Origin of the sequence: Streptomyces sp. NPDC002018 (assembly GCF_042890865.1) — a bacterium.
GTDB lineage: Bacteria > Actinomycetota > Actinomycetes > Streptomycetales > Streptomycetaceae > Streptomyces.
Genome location: NZ_JBIASO010000019.1, coordinates 42,447 through 57,091 on the forward strand (window position 1 = coordinate 42,447; position 14,645 = coordinate 57,091).

Genomic DNA, 14,645 nt, shown 5'->3' on the forward strand with positions numbered 1-14,645 from the left:
CGGCATGGCGAGGAAGGAAAACGCAGACACTGCTGCGAACCCGGGGCGACTGAAGCAGATCGCTCTTACCTACAAGATGACCCGACGGGCCGACTCCAAGGTCGGTCTTGTCGTCGCTGGTGTGGGAATCGTCACCTTCGGTGTCTTCCTCGCGATCGGCTTCTTGATCGGCCACCCCATCTATCTGGGCATCCTGGGCTTCATCCTGGCGTTCCTCGCGATGGCGATCATCTTCGGCCGTCGCGCGGAGAGGGCGGCCTTCGGGCAGATGGAGGGCCAGCCGGGCGCGGCCGCGGCCGTCCTGGAGAACGTGGGCCGGGGCTGGACGACCACACCGGCGGTGGCGATGAACCGCAACCAGGACGTCGTCCACCGCGCCGTCGGCAAGGCGGGCATCGTGCTGGTCGGCGAGGGCAACCCGAACCGGGTGAAGACCCTGCTGGCGGCCGAGAAGAAGCGGATGGCGCGCATCGTGGTGGACGTGCCGGTGCACGACATCATCGTCGGCGACGGCGAGGGCCAGGTGCCGCTGAAGAAGGTGCGTACGACGATGCTGAAGCTGCCGCGGGTGCTGGCGGGCCCGCAGGTGACGGCGGCCAACGACCGGCTGCGGGCGATGGGCGACCTGATGAGCAACATGCCGCTGCCGAAGGGCCCGATGCCGAAGGGCATGCGGATGCCACGCGGCGGAAAGATGCGCTGACCGAGCACGACGGACGCATACGGCGGAGGGCGGCCCCGATCACTCGGGGCCGCCCTCCGTCTGTCTGTCTGTCCGTCTGCGCGATGCCCATGGATCCGCGCCCGCAAGGGACCTGGGTCAGGACGGGCCGGAAGCGGGGCCGGGCCCGAGGAGCACGGGGGCCGACCCGGAAGTCGGGACCGTACGCGAGCGGCTAGATCCGGACCTGCACGGAGCGGGAGAGCCGGTCGTGGAGCCCGCGCCCGTCGCGGTCCCAGATGAGGGCCGGGATGGCGAGGCAGAGCAGGACGCTGCGGACGAGTACGCGGCCGAGGCCCAGCCGGTCGCCGTCCTCGGCGACGACCCGCAGGCGGAAGAGCCGCTTGCCGGGGGTGAAGCCGACCGTACCGACGGTCAGGACGCTCAGGACCAGCAGAACCCCGAGGGCCCAGTTGCCGGCCGCCTGCCAGTCACGGCCGGCGAGCAACCCGTATGCGATCAGCACGCAGAGCGCCCAGTCGACGAAGATGGCTCCGAAGCGTCGCCCGAGGGGGGCCACCGAGCCCGGTCCCCGCTCGGGAAGACCGAGCCGCTCACCCCGGTAGCCGAAGTCGACACCCATGTCCTCGGCGGCCGCACGGGGGCCGGAGAGCCACGATCCGATTGCTTGCCTGTTGTCCACCCGTCCACGGTACTGCGGGCGTTTTCGGCGCCCGGGAACGGGGGGTGCGGAGCCGTCGTACGCCCCGGCGCGCACCCGGGCTGGTTAACTTGGGCGAAACAAATGGGTCATGCTTGAGAAATCCCGGAAACCTATGGTCGGGTCCAGCGTGTGCCACCGCACTGGCCGCACGACCGAGGACAACCCCCGCCCCTCCTCGGGACGGGAGGAGGAGGAGCTGGATGTTCCAGAACGCCGACGAGGCCAAGAAGTTCATCGCGGACGAGGACGTCAAGTTCGTCGACGTCCGCTTCTGCGACCTGCCTGGCGTGATGCAGCACTTCACGATCCCGGCGAAGTCGTTCGACCCGGCGGAGGAGCTGGCCTTCGACGGCTCGTCGATCCGCGGCTTCCAGGCCATCCACGAGTCGGACATGGCGCTGCGCGCGGACCTGTCGACCGCCCGGGTCGACTCGTTCCGCCGTGACAAGACGCTGAACATCAACTTCTTCATCCACGACCCGATCACGGGCGAGCAGTACAGCCGCGACCCGCGCAACATCGCCAAGAAGGCGGAGGCCTACCTCGCCTCCACCGGCGTCGCGGACACCGCGTACTTCGGCCCCGAGGCCGAGTTCTACGTCTTCGACAGCGTGCGTTTCAACACCACCGCGAACGAGGGCTTCTACCACATCGACTCCGAGGCCGGCGCCTGGAACACCGGAGCGGTCGAGGACAACCGCGGTTACAAGGTCCGCTACAAGGGCGGCTACTTCCCGGCCCCGCCGGTGGACCACTTCGCCGATCTGCGCGCGGAGATCTCCCTGGAGCTGGAAGCGTCCGGCATCCAGGTCGAGCGCCAGCACCACGAGGTCGGCACCGCCGGCCAGGCGGAGATCAACTACAAGTTCAACACGCTGCTCGCCGCCGCCGACGACCTGATGCTCTTCAAGTACATCGTGAAGAACGTCGCCTGGCGCAACGGCAAGACCGCGACCTTCATGCCCAAGCCGATCTTCGGTGACAACGGCTCCGGTATGCACGTCCACCAGTCCCTGTGGCAGGGCGGCACCCCGCTCTTCTACGACGAGCAGGGCTACGCGGGCCTCTCGGACACCGCCCGCTACTACATCGGCGGCATCCTCAAGCACGCCCCGTCGCTGCTGGCGTTCACCAACCCGACGGTGAACTCGTACCACCGCCTGGTCCCCGGCTTCGAGGCCCCGGTCAACCTGGTCTACTCGCAGCGCAACCGCTCCGCGGCGATGCGTATCCCGATCACGGGCTCGAACCCGAAGGCCAAGCGCGTCGAGTTCCGCGCCCCGGACCCCTCGTCGAACCCGTACCTCGCCTTCTCCGCCCTCCTCCTGGCGGGCCTCGACGGCATCAAGAACAAGATCGAGCCGGCCGAGCCGATCGACAAGGACCTCTACGAACTGGCCCCCGAGGAGCACGCGGGCGTCCCCCAGGTCCCGACCTCCCTCCCGGACGTCCTCGACGCCCTGGAAGCGGACAACGAGTACCTCCAGGCCGGCGGCGTCTTCACCTCGGACCTGATCGAGACCTGGATCGACTACAAGCGCACCAAGGAAATCGCCCCCATCCAGCTCCGCCCCCACCCCCACGAGTTCGAGCTGTACTTCGACATCTAAGAAGGCCCCAGGTCAGAGCGGCTTTCGCTCCCCTGAGCCGTCCAAGGGCCGTCGGCCGTGCCTCAGCGAGCAGAGAGGCACGGCCGACGGCTTCCGTACGCTTAAAACTTAAAAGAGGCCAAACTGCGTGGGACAGTGGCCTGCAACGGCGGGCCCAGGACTACTACCGGCTGTCCCTGCGGGCCGCACACGCGGGCGGCGACCGTCTGTGGGGCGCCAACGTGCTGGCGGGCATGGCCCGTCAGATGCTGTACAGCAACCGACCACAGGACGCACTCGAACTTGTTCGCCTCGCCCAGGACGGCGCCCGCGACGTGGCCGGGCCCCGGGTGCGGGCGATGCTTCGCACCCGGGAGGCATGGGCACTGGCCGCCCTCGGGCGCACCTCGGCGTTCACACGGGCGACCGAACAGGCGCGACAGGATCTGGGCGAGGCCGCTCCCGAACAGACCGAGCCACACTGGATCGCCTACTTCGACGAAGCCGAACTCGCCGGCACCACCGGCGGCCGACTACTGGAACTCGCCCGGCAGGACCCTCGTACACACGCCAACCGCGCAGGTGAGGAAATCCGGCAGGCCCTCTCACAGCGCGGCCCGGAGGCGGGCCGCAGCAACGCCCTCGACCGGCTCGGTCTCGCGGAGGTCTACTTCCTCGGCGGCGACCTGAGTGCCGGGTGCCAGGAGACCCACGCCGCGCTGGACGTCGCCGAACGGGTGCAGTCCGGACGCGTACGGGAGGGCATGGCGTGGCTCTACTCGTACACCGTCGGTCACGGCGCGTCCCGCCCGGTCCGGGAAGCTCGGGCCAGACTCCGCGAACAACTCGCCGACTGATGACCCCGCTTGAGAGAGAAGAAGCCGCTGTGACAACTCTTGCCGTAACCGGCCACATGGACCTGACGGACGCATCGGTCTCCTTGGTCCGCGACGCTCTGCGAGACCTGCTGGCCGGACACAGCGGCCCGGATCTGGTCGGGGTCTCCTGCATCGCCGCCGGATCGGACAGCCTCTTCGCGGAAGCCGTACTCGCCGCCGGCGGCCGTCTCGTAGCTGTGATCCCCTCCCAGGACTACCGCCGGACAAAGGTCAGGCCACAGCACGCTCCCCTCTTCGACAAGCTCATCGAGGCCGCCGACGAAGTACTGACCATGCCCTTCGAAACGGCCGGCAGAGAGGCGTACGAGGCAGCCAACCACGTACTCCTGGAGCGCGCAGACCGTCTGGTCGCCGTCTGGAACGGCCAACCCCCAGGCGGCAAGGGCGGCGGCACAGCCGACGTGGTCCTCGAAGCCCGCACCGCAGGCATCCCGGTCGACGTGCTGTGGCCGGAGGGCGCCGAGCGCATCGGTCGGTGATCTCTTCGCCGCCCATGTCGACCTCGCCCGCGGGTATCTGCTCCTGGGCGACCTGGGAGGCACCGAGGCGATGCTCGGCTTCGTCCTCGACTCCCCACCGGAGCGTATGTCGGCCAGCATCGTGCGGCGGCTCACCGCGCTGGGCCGGGAGCTGAGCGAGCCGCAGTACGGTGGGGCCGCGCAGGCGGCACACCTGCGCGAACGACTCCAGCACACGGCCGTCCTCGCGGCCTCACCCGCCGCCCGTCCCCCGGAGCCGCCGACGTGACCGACCTCTCCGCCGCACACGACGCCGCCGTCACCGACCGGCGCCGCCTCGCCGGGAGCGCCTACAGCAGCGACCGGGACCTGGCCGCGCGCCAGTCGCTCTACCAGTGGCAAACCCCGCGCCATGACCTGCCGGGCATCGTCGCCGAGCAGCTGAGCGGCGTGCGCGGGCGCGTGGTCGATATCGGCTGCGGCAATGGCAAGTTCATCCAGCGAATCCGCCAGGACCGACCCGATCTGACCCTGCTGGGCCTGGACATCGCACCTGGCATCCTCGCCGGCGTCCCCGGCCCGGTCGCCGTGGCGGAGGCCACCCGCCTGCCGCTGGCCACGGGGAGCGTCGACGCCGCCCTGGCGCTGCACATGCTCTACCACGTCCCCGACATCCCCCGGGCGGTCAGGGAGCTGTCCCGGATCGTTGGCCGTGACGGGCTGGTGATCGCCTCCACCAACAGCGACCGGGACAAGGCCGAACTCGACGACCTATGGCAACGGGCCGCAGGCGAGGTCCTCGACATCGGACGCGGCCCAGCGCGCATCTCACTCGGCGCGCGCTTCTCCCTGGAGAAGGCGCCGACTGTCCTCGGCGAGGAGTTCAGCCGCGTGGAGACCATCGAACTACCCGGCACCATCACGGTCCGCGACCCCGAACCGGTCATCGCGTACATGGCCTCCTACCAGGCATGGGCAGACCAGCACGACGTGCCCTTCGACGCGACCATCGAGCGGGCCCGCGACCTCCTCGACGACCACATCGCCCGGCACGGGACGTTCGAGATCAACTGCAAGGGCGGCATTTTGATCTGCCGTCGCTGAGCAGGCGTAGCCGCTATCAACGGGATCGTGTGGCGCATGGCGATCTCGAAGCGTTGGGCGGTCTGGGGACGGGGTGTGCGGCGGATGAGTTCGGCCAGCACTGGTGTGGCTGCCTGTTTGTAGCCGACCTGGAGATGATGGAGAGCTCGATCACGTACTCGCGCATGTCATCGAGGACCTCGTCGGCATCCCAGTCGCATGTGCTCAGCAGCCGCTGGATCCGCCCGGTGCCGGCGACGCGTGCGAGCGGCGGCACGCCGGGGTGGGATCCGTAGCACGCTCTTCCACCCGGCGTGATCCCGGTCCCCGGGGCGTCCCGTCCCGGGAGCATCCCCCGGACTCGCTGCTCGCCGCCGATGGACCCCCCGCCCGCTCAAGCGCGGAGTGGGCCCCGCTTGTACTGTGCAGACCTGAACATCTGAAAGGAAATCCCGTCGTGAAGACCTTCACCATGCCCGGCACCGACATCCTCGCCCCGAACGTCGTGCTCGGCCTGATGCGTATCGCCGACAAGACCGACGACGAGGTCCGCGAGCTCGTCCGCACCGCGCGCGACGCGGGCATCGACTTCGTTGACCACGCCGACGTCTACGGCGGTGAGCTGCACGGTTGTGAGCGCCGCTTCGCCGACGCGATGGCGCTGAGCCCGTCGCAGCGCGACGAGATCACGATCCAGACCAAGGCGGGAATCGTCACGGACGGCCCGTACTTCGACTTCTCCTACGAGCACATCGTCAAATCGGTCGAGGGCTCGCTCGCGGCCCTGCGGACCGACCGCATCGACATCCTGCTGCTGCACCGCCCCGACGCGCTTGTCGAGCCCGAAGAGGTCGCCCGCGCCTTCGACGAGCTCGAATCCTCGGGCAAGGTGCGCGCCTTCGGTGTCTCGAACCAGACCCCACGCCAGATCGACCTGCTGCGCAAGTACGTGCGTCAGCCCATCGTGGCCAACCAGCTTCAGCTCTCGATCACACACGGGCCGATCGTCGCTCAGGGGGTCGCTGCGAACATGCTCGCGGAGCAGCAGTCGGTCACCCTCGACGGCGGAGGGATCGTCGACTACTGCCGTCTGAACGACATCACCATCCAGGCGTGGTCTCCCTTCCAGGCCGGGTTCTTCACGGGTGTCTTCCTCGGCTCGCCGGACTACCCCGAGCTCAACGCCGTCATCGACCGCCTCGCCGGCCAGTACGACGTCCCCGCCATCGCGATCGCGACTGCCTGGATCACCCGCCACCCCGCTCAGATGCAGGTCGTACTCGGCACCACCAGCCCGGAGCGCGTCGCGGGCGCCGCCCAGGGCTCCGAGCTTCCGCTCACCCGGGCCGAGTGGTACGAACTGTTCCGCGCCGCGGGCCACCTCGTTCCCTGAATCCGGATACGCGGCACCACCTGATCATCCGGGACCGGGCCGCACTGGCCGGTGTGGCCCCCGCACCTTGATCTCCGGGACCTCTTGTGCACAGCGGCACGCGGCAGCGATCTCGGCAGACCGCGGTCATCGGGGCCGGGGGGTCAGGGGCTTCGGGCGAGGCGGCGTTGGAGTTCCGCGTGGCGGAGTTGGTAGGTGGCGCCGACTTGGCGGAGGACTCCTCGGCGGTGGGCGTCCGCGAGGAACGGCATCAGCCGCCACGGCACCTGTCCCCGCAGGGCCAGCCAGCATCGGGCGAGCGTGAACGATCCGTATCTGGCTTGAAGGAAGCCCCAGGCCAGTCCGGTCGCCAGCCCGTCGGCCAGTCCGGTCCTGAGTCCCTGCCACGGTCCAAGATCCGATCCGACGACAAAGGCGGCGGCGAGTCCGATGGCGAGGCCACCCGCCGAGGCGGTGGTCCAGAAGGTGACGCGGTCCTGGCTCAGTACGGTCTGGGGATCCGCCGCGACCGTCGCCTCGGCCGGCCTCGCCTCCAGGCCGGCGCCGAAGGAACCTCCGGCGGCGGCGACCAGCCCGCACAGCAGACCCGCGAGCGCGCCTGCCTGGAGGGTGACCGCGAGCCCGATCGCGAGGCCACCGCCCATGGCGGTGACGATTCCGAGCGGGGACCAGCGGAGTCCTCTCGCCGGAAGGTGACGCCTGCCCAGGGTGACGACGCAGGCGGCGGCGACGGCGAACCCGAAGCTGTTGACCAGCGGCGCCGCCTCGCCCATCGTGGGCTCGCCGACGAACGCCCCGACGAAGGACGCCGCGACACCGCCGGCCAGGCCGGCTCGGAAGCCGCCCAGGAATCCGGGGACGAGGCCCAGCGCCAGTCCGCCGACGAGATACCCCGCCGGGCTGTCGACCCCGAGCGCGAAGCGAATGCCGAGCCCGCACGCGGACCCGAGGAGGCTGCCGATCAGGCCGCCCGCGAGTCCGCGGTTGAAAGTGCCGGCAGGCGGGCTCCACCGTCGGCCGATCATGGCTACGACGACCCCGACGAGCATGCCGGCTCCGAGCCAGGCACCGAACGGCATCACCACCGCGGCCGGCACCGCCGCGAGACCCACGGCGATCCCCGCCAGGGGCTTCGGTGCCGCGTCGGCCAGGTCCCACCAGGTGAGGTCGGTGGTCCCATGCCTGCGGCCCTCCAGATCGCGGGCGAGGAAGGTCAGGAAGTGGGTCGCCTGCCGCCTGGTCCAGTCGCGTCGTGGTTTCGAGGCCGGCCGGAGTGCGTAGGCCGCGGGGAGGAAGGCATCCACCAGATGCGCCCGGATCGCACGGGGTGCGGGGAACCGCGAGCGGTCCAGGAGTTCTACCGGACGGGCGGCGGGAGCGGCGTGCTTGTCCGGCAGGGGGGTGTAGGCGACACGGGCCAGCGACGCCATCAGCGGCGTGGTCAGCACCTGGGCCAGGGGGTGGGGATCGTTCTCGGCGGCCAGCGCGGCGAAGACCTCCTGCCAGGAGGCCGCATTGGTGGGTCCGCCCGCGGAGTCCCGCAGATACAGGGCGACGGTGTCCAGGTCCAGCGGCAGCAGTTCGACGCCCGCCGCGCCGGTCACCCGTACCTCTGTCCCGCTGCGGGGCTGGACCGTGGCGGTGAACGGGTCGCTGCGAGAGGCGAGCACCAGTCCCAGGTCCGGGTGAAGACCGAGGGCGTTGTTGATCTGCGTGATCGCGCGGCCACGGACGTCCTCGGGGATCTCGTCCAGCCCGTCCAGCACCAGCATGATGAAGCCGGCGTCGAGGAGTTCTCGTCCCCGGCTGGTTCCCGTCCGGCCAGGTTCGCTCAGCGCCGGATAGTCGACACCTAATCGCTGCTCCAGCCACTGGTCCAGGTCCTCCCGGTCCGGATCCCACGATGCCAGCGGCGCCAGCACGGGCACCGGGTCTCCGGGGCGACGGCGGGCGAGCAGGTCCAGCACCAGCCGCACCAGCAGAACGCTCTTGCCGGAGCCGGGTTCGCCGAGCACCACCAGGCGTCCGGTGGGCACCCTCGCGAGCACCTTCACCAGCTCACCCCCCGCGCCGAGCAGCGCTTCCGGCCCGGACGCCCATCCCGAGGGGGAGGCCGACCACGCGCGGCCGACCCCCGTGGTGGCCAGCCGGACCAGCGAAGGCCAGGGCTCCATCAGCCCCGACGCCGCCGACTCCCACCGGACCGGAAGCGGGTACGGATCGTTCAGCCGTCGCAGCGCCACTTCCTTCTCCCACTGGCGCTTGACCGCGAACGCCAGGTCGTCCGCGGCCTGGGCCAGGGCGGTGTCGCCGGCCGCTCGGGCCGGCGGCTCCGGGGCGGGCCGCGGCGACGCGTTGATGGTGATATTGCCGAGGAAGTCACGCCCCTGGATCACCGGGCCGCCGGATCCGGAAAAGTCGTTGCGCGTCTCCCCGCCCCTGTCCCCGGTACGGTTCTCGCCGTGCGGATCCGGATCCCTCCCCACGAAACGTGCCCCCCTGTCGTTCCGAAGATCCTGGTGTTCCGAAGATCCTCACCGGCGGACGGGCGGGCGGGCCCACCACCGCTCCCCCCCGCGGATACGAGAGCCTGGCGGCTGCTCCGGGAAGCCACGGTGCGGCTTCCACCCCCGTCCCCGGCCTCGCCAGAGCCGCCCTCGCCCTCGCCCTCGCCCTCGTCAGAGCCTTCCGCGCCCTCGCGCTCCATCTCACCAGCTCACCCCGAGGTTGGAAAGAGCCCCCCGGCCGGGACCCCGGGCTCCCGCTTGATCCGCTGCGTGGCTCAAAAAGGCAGGAAGTCAGGAAGGCAGGGAGGCAAGGAGGCAAGGAGGCAGGAAGGGTGGTCAGGGGGTCGCAGTGCGGGTGTAGTGGGCGGCCAGTTCGTCAGTGGTGGTCAGCCATACGTCCGGGTGGTTCGCTATGTACTCCAGCGCCTGGTCCAAGTACCTGTGGCGGAAGGGCTGGTTGATGACGAAGGGGTGCAGGACCAGGGACATCACCCGGCCGCTGTCGGCCGCGTCGCTGTGGAGCTGGTCGAGTTGGTCCTTGACGATCTGTACGAAGTCCGGGCCGCTGAGGCTCTTGCCGACGAACAGGGTGATGTCGTTCACCTCGACGGAGTACGGCACGCTCAGCATGCCGGGCACGTTCAGACGGTAGGGCTGATCGTCGTTGGCCCAGTCCAGCACATAGGTCAGGCCCAGTTCGGCGAGCAGTTCCGGGGTACGGAAGGTCTCGGTGAGCGCCGGTCCCAGCCAGCCGCGCGGCCGGCGGCCCGTGGCCTTCTCGATGGTGGCGATCACCTCGGTCAGATAGGCGCGTTCCTCGTCGGGCGTCATGTCGGCCTGAAAGATGGAGTTGTTCTTGCCGTGGGCCGCCCATACCCAGTCCCGGTCGAGGCCCGCCCGGATGATCTGCGGATAGCGCTCGGCGACATCGGAGTTGAGCATCACGCTGGCGCGGATCCCGTACCGGTCGAGGCTCTCGATCAGCCGCCAGACGCCCACCCGGGGCCCGTAGTCGCGCCAGCCGTAGTTCAGCGGGTCCGGGGCCAGGCCCGCGGTGCCGGGGAAGATGCTCGTCGAGGGGCGGTCGATCTGGTAATGCTCGACGTTCAGCCCGAGGTAGAAGGCAATACGGGCCCCGCCCGGCCAGCGGATCGGGTCGCGTTCGACGATCGGGTGGTAGTCGAAGAGCTGGTTGTCCATCAGAACTCACCTCGTGCCGGTCGTGTGCCGTGGTTCCGTCTGACGCGTATCCTCGAACCCTCACATTGATGAGAGGGTCAACGCGGTACTACGTGAGGGACTACGTGAGGGCGGTCACATGCGCATCGGGGAGCTGTCGGACCGTACCGGGACCCCCCGTCGGCTGCTGCGCTACTACGAGGAGCAGGGGCTGATCGCCGCCGAGCGCTCCCCGAACGGCTACCGCGAGTACGACGAACGGTTCGTGGACCGGGTCATCCAGATCAGGGGGCTGCTCGACGCCGGACTGCCGACCCGGATCATCAAGCAGATCCTGCCCTGCCTCGACAAGCCCCGGACCATCTACTTCCCCGACGCGACACCGGAGATGATCGCCACCCTGGAGCACGAGCGCGACCGGATGACCGACCGCATCCGCTGTCTGACCCGTAACCGGGACGCCATCGGCGAATACCTCGACGCGGTGCTGGACTACAACCGCGACGGAGAAGACGGGCGGGACGGAGAAGACGCCCGGGACGAAGGAGACAGCGAGGGCGAACCGGCGGTGTCCACGGCACGGTGACACCGCTCGTCCACGGGGTGGCGTTCGTGTGTCCGCCTCATGGAGCCCCCTCGGTTTGCGGGCCGTTGGGTGTCGGTTGTCAGTGGGCGCTGGCACGATGGGAGCCATGAAGATCTACAACTGGCGGCCCTTCCTGGATCGGTGGAGTGCGGACTGGGAGGACTCCGTCGGGACGGGGGCGCGATGGCTCGGTTCACCGGCCGTGGCGGAGGAGCGTATCGCCGAGCTGGAGGAGCGACTGGGGACGGCGCTGCCGCTGACCTACCGTTCCTTCCTGGCGGTCACCGACGGCTGGCGGGCGGCCGGGACCGACATCGGTGTGGTGGGGACGGCGGAGGGGCTCCGCTGGGACGAGGGGCCGGGCGGGGAGTCCACCGGCAGGGCCGGGACGGCCGGGGCACGCCTTCGGCTGGCCGTCACCTCGGACGCCGAGGTCCTGCTCGACCCCGGTGAGGTGAACGCCGACGAGGAGTGGGCCGCGTATCTGTACCGAGGACGGCCGTCGGACGACGGGCCGGCGCGGTACGAGGACGAGGAGCGGTACGAGGACGAGGAGCCGGAGCGGTACGAGTCGTTCCTGGAGCTGATGCAGGCCCTGTTCCGGGAGTTCCACCGTCACCACGCGGACTCCCCCGGTTTTGTGAACGCCACGACGCGCGAACTCGACGCCGATGTCGAAGAGGCCCGCGCGGGCTGTCTGAGCGGGGACGACATCGACCGGCGGCTCGACCTCCTCATCGAGGCGGACAGATGCGGCCGGAGCCGTGCCCATGGGCTGCGCGCCCAGATGGAGGCGATGCTGGGCGGCGGACCCCTGTACGCCGAGGAGTTGTCGCCCCTGGCCGGGCTGGAGGGGATCGGTTCCGAGGAGATCGAGGAGATCGAGGAGCGTACGTTCCGGTACGAGCCCTCCGGGGCCTTCGGCAAGGCGGTCGCGACGGCACGGGAACAGGCGCGATGGGGCGACACGGGCGCTGCGTGGGAGACGCTCGCGGACGCCGTCGCCGACTGGGAGCCCCACGGCAGCGAGCACATAGCCCCCGTCGGACTGCTCGCCGATCCCCTTCTCGGGCCGGTGACCACGCCTGAGCGCGGCCGGTACATCCTCGAAACGCCCCGGGGCGAGGGGCGGACGGAGGGCCTGGCGGAGAGCGGAGAGCCTGACGCGTCGGCCCTTCATGGGGCCGACGGAGGCGGCAGGAGCGACGGAGGCGGCAGGGCCGGCGGATGGGACCGGGCCGACGGGGCCGAGGGAGGCGACGGGCTCGCCTGGCTCGCCGATGAGGAGGACCAGCACCAGGACTCCTACCGGTTCCTTCTTGTGGAGGGCGTCTCGCCCGAGGATCTGGCCGCCCGCATCGCGCGGGAGCCGGGCCGGTCGGTGACCCTGTCCGCACCGGCCGACGCGCGTGAGGTGGGGGGAGCGGCCCGTATCGGATCGTGCGGGGGCGACGGCGGCTGGAGTTTCGCCTTCGAAAGCCTCGGCAGCCTCGGCCTCACTTCGGCCGGAGCGGCCGGAGCCGTCGAGGAATTCGAAGCGGTCGAGGAATTCGGCGAGTTGGGGGACCTGGGGAAGCTGGAAGAGCTGGCCTCGCGGGGTACGGCGTCCGTCATGGTGTGGGTCGAGCGGGGCAGCGAGTCGGAGGAGCTGCCCGGCACCTTCCACTTCTCCTACGCCGAGGACGGACAGCGCCGGTACGGATTCACGGTGCACGGCGGAGACATCGTCGAGTGGGGGACCCTGCCGGACACCCTCGACCCGGAGGACTTCTTTCCCGGGTCGGAGGAGCTCTCGCTCGATCCCGACGACGAGTTCGAGGCGCTCGACGCCATCGCGGAGGAGTTCGAGGTGTCCCTGCCCCGCTTCGCGCTCACCCAGGGGCGTCTTCACACCGTGCGGACCAGGCCGTGGAGCACCGCCGCCTGACACCGGCCTCGCCGCTACGACGGACGTCCGGCTCCCCGGTCCCTTGCGGGCCGGGGAGCCGGTGTGCGCCGTGCCTCAGCCGTAACGTGCGCCGTGCCTCAGCGGCTGTCGACGGCTACGGCTGAGCGTCGTAGCCGTCCGTCGCAGCCGTCGGCGGCCCTATCGGATCAGGGCCCGCACCATGCGGCAGGTGGTGTCGGACGGCGGGTGGATCCCGATCCGGGCGGCCGTGTTCCGTATCCTGCGGTTGGTCGCGTTCGCCGGGTGATACACGCCCGAGTCGAGCAGGGCGATGGCGAGACGCATGGCCTTGAGTCGGCGGTTGTGGGTCTCGTACCACTCCCGGGGCTGACCCGCGGGCAGTGGCTTGCGGACGATGGTGGGCACGATGAGCTGACTCTCGAAGGACTTCGTCGTGATTGTGGCAACGGCCATCGGCGACCTCCCGGCGCGGTGGTGGGACCCTCACGAACTACCTCCATTTTACTGCCTTCCACTGACAATCGCCCCTGGCCAGAGGGCATGTGACGGTGTCCGGAGCCGGCAGCGGAGCCAGCGGGGGGAACCGGAGGAAAGAGTGAAGGACGAGGAAGGAGGAGAACGGGGGAACGGCATGTCCGGGTCCGGGTCCGGGTCCGGGGGCGAGGCGCGGCCGAGCGGTGCGGTCGGCGTTCCTCGGTGCTCGCGATGCCGTGACGGTTGAACAGACCGGCCCGAGCGCCCGTACCCAACGGCACACGGAACCCAGCCGGCCGGCCCACAGACGGCCGGGAACAGGAGCCCCCACACGTGTCCCGTAAGAAGACCTTCAGTTCCAGGAAGAAACTGGCCCTGCTCGCCGCCTCGGTGGCGCTCGTGGGCGGTACGGCGGTGGTGATGACCGGTACCAGCCAGGCATCGGTGGTCTGCGACGGGCTGGCCACGGCCCTGGGCAACAACGAGAACTTCATCGCCGGGCAGCGCGCCGAGCCGGACGCGCAGTCCGAGGCACGGATCGCCAACCGCGTCGCGGTCATCGAGCAGATCAAGCTCCAGCAGGCGGCGTCCGGATGCCAGGTGGGCGAGGGAAGCACCGGCGCAGGCGCCCAGGCGGGCAGTGGCCAGACGGGCAGTGGCCAGACGGGCAACGGGCAGACGGGCAACGGCCAGGTGGGCGGCGATCAGGCGGGGGACGCGCAGGCCGGAGGCGCCCCGGCGGGAGAGGGTGCCCAGCCGCCGACCGTGGAGCAGCCCCCGGCGGAGGAGGCCCCGCCCGCCGCCGGAGAGGGTGGGGGCGAAGTCGTCTGTGCCGGCTCCACCATCACACTCTCCGGCGAGGCGGGTGCCCCGGCCGCGTCGAGCAATCAGTTCCCGGTCGGCACGACGCTCCGCGTGACCAATCTCGACAACGACAAGTCCACGACCGTACAGGTCACTTCGCCCTCCGGAAGCTGCGCCCTGCTGAACGACGCCGCGTTCGAGCAGGTCCGCGAACCCGGTAAGTTCCTGATCCGCAACGCCCGTATCGAACGTGTCGGGAGCGCCTCCGGTCAGGCCGGCTAGTCCGGTCAGACGGCTCTGACCGGTGGCGGATGCCCCGGTCGGCCGAGCGGCCGAGTGGCCGGTCGACCGGCCGGGCCCTACGCGTGCGTCGGAGCCG

Annotated in this window: 14 protein-coding genes; 10 read left to right on the forward strand and 4 right to left on the reverse strand. The window is 70.1% G+C overall.

The window, feature by feature from the left end:
* Nucleotides 1-4 precede the first annotated feature (4 nt).
* On the forward strand, nucleotides 5-703 hold the full coding sequence (locus tag ACFYYH_RS26785) for a DUF4191 domain-containing protein (protein WP_388555923.1): 699 nt from the start codon (nucleotides 5-7) through the stop codon (nucleotides 701-703).
* Nucleotides 704-896: 193 nt separating this feature from the next.
* Here ACFYYH_RS26785 and ACFYYH_RS26790 read toward each other — a convergent pair whose 3' ends face one another.
* Nucleotides 897-1,364, reverse strand: coding sequence for an RDD family protein (locus tag ACFYYH_RS26790; protein WP_388555926.1), 468 nt, complete (start codon nucleotides 1,362-1,364; stop codon nucleotides 897-899).
* 221 nt (nucleotides 1,365-1,585) lie between these two features.
* Between ACFYYH_RS26790 and glnA the strand changes: the two genes are divergently transcribed.
* From glnA to ACFYYH_RS26820, 6 genes are all read left to right on the forward strand, one after another.
* On the forward strand, nucleotides 1,586-2,995 hold the full coding sequence (gene glnA, locus ACFYYH_RS26795) for a type I glutamate--ammonia ligase (RefSeq protein WP_388555929.1): 1,410 nt from the start codon (nucleotides 1,586-1,588) through the stop codon (nucleotides 2,993-2,995).
* 233 nt (nucleotides 2,996-3,228) lie between these two features.
* Entirely contained in the window at nucleotides 3,229-3,831 is a 603-nt protein-coding gene (locus ACFYYH_RS26800; protein ID WP_388555932.1) for a hypothetical protein, read from the forward strand.
* 29 nt (nucleotides 3,832-3,860) lie between these two features.
* Complete coding sequence (locus ACFYYH_RS26805; protein ID WP_388555934.1) at nucleotides 3,861-4,352, forward strand: hypothetical protein; 492 nt, start codon at nucleotides 3,861-3,863, stop codon at nucleotides 4,350-4,352.
* 70 nt (nucleotides 4,353-4,422) lie between these two features.
* Complete coding sequence (locus ACFYYH_RS26810) at nucleotides 4,423-4,620, forward strand: hypothetical protein (RefSeq protein ID WP_388555936.1); 198 nt, start codon at nucleotides 4,423-4,425, stop codon at nucleotides 4,618-4,620.
* Nucleotides 4,617-5,435, forward strand: a complete 819-nt coding sequence (locus tag ACFYYH_RS26815) for a class I SAM-dependent methyltransferase (RefSeq protein WP_388555938.1) — start codon at nucleotides 4,617-4,619, stop codon at nucleotides 5,433-5,435. Before ACFYYH_RS26810 ends, ACFYYH_RS26815 begins: the two co-directional genes overlap by 4 nt.
* Nucleotides 5,436-5,871: 436 nt before the next feature.
* Nucleotides 5,872-6,807, forward strand: a complete 936-nt coding sequence (locus tag ACFYYH_RS26820) for an aldo/keto reductase family oxidoreductase (protein ID WP_388555941.1) — start codon at nucleotides 5,872-5,874, stop codon at nucleotides 6,805-6,807.
* Between the two features lie 143 nt (nucleotides 6,808-6,950).
* Here ACFYYH_RS26820 and ACFYYH_RS26825 read toward each other — a convergent pair whose 3' ends face one another.
* Together ACFYYH_RS26825 and ACFYYH_RS26830 are read right to left on the reverse strand one after the other, a co-directional pair.
* Nucleotides 6,951-9,293 (reverse strand): NACHT domain-containing protein, encoded by a 2,343-nt coding sequence (locus ACFYYH_RS26825; protein ID WP_388555943.1) that lies wholly within the window; start codon nucleotides 9,291-9,293, stop codon nucleotides 6,951-6,953.
* Nucleotides 9,294-9,650: 357 nt separating this feature from the next.
* Nucleotides 9,651-10,514, reverse strand: coding sequence for a polysaccharide deacetylase family protein (locus ACFYYH_RS26830; protein WP_388555945.1), 864 nt, complete (start codon nucleotides 10,512-10,514; stop codon nucleotides 9,651-9,653).
* 118 nt (nucleotides 10,515-10,632) lie between these two features.
* On the opposite strand from ACFYYH_RS26830, the gene ACFYYH_RS26835 reads away from it, so the two are divergent.
* Together ACFYYH_RS26835 and ACFYYH_RS26840 are read left to right on the forward strand one after the other, a co-directional pair.
* The gene (locus ACFYYH_RS26835) at nucleotides 10,633-11,079 is read left to right on the forward strand and encodes a MerR family transcriptional regulator (protein ID WP_388555947.1); all 447 of its coding nucleotides are present in this window, start codon (nucleotides 10,633-10,635) and stop codon (nucleotides 11,077-11,079) included.
* Nucleotides 11,080-11,185: 106 nt separating this feature from the next.
* The gene (locus ACFYYH_RS26840) at nucleotides 11,186-13,006 is read left to right on the forward strand and encodes an SMI1/KNR4 family protein (protein WP_388555949.1); all 1,821 of its coding nucleotides are present in this window, start codon (nucleotides 11,186-11,188) and stop codon (nucleotides 13,004-13,006) included.
* A gap of 159 nt (nucleotides 13,007-13,165) precedes the next feature.
* Here the strand turns inward: ACFYYH_RS26840 and ACFYYH_RS26845 are convergent, their stop codons facing one another.
* A complete protein-coding gene (locus ACFYYH_RS26845) occupies nucleotides 13,166-13,441 on the reverse strand; it encodes a hypothetical protein (protein ID WP_388555951.1) in 276 nt (91 codons plus the stop codon).
* Nucleotides 13,442-13,795: 354 nt separating this feature from the next.
* Here ACFYYH_RS26845 and ACFYYH_RS26850 point away from each other — a divergent pair, with 354 nt between their 5' ends.
* Nucleotides 13,796-14,548, forward strand: a complete 753-nt coding sequence (locus tag ACFYYH_RS26850) for a hypothetical protein (protein WP_388555952.1) — start codon at nucleotides 13,796-13,798, stop codon at nucleotides 14,546-14,548.
* The last annotated feature ends 97 nt before the right edge of the window (nucleotides 14,549-14,645 follow it).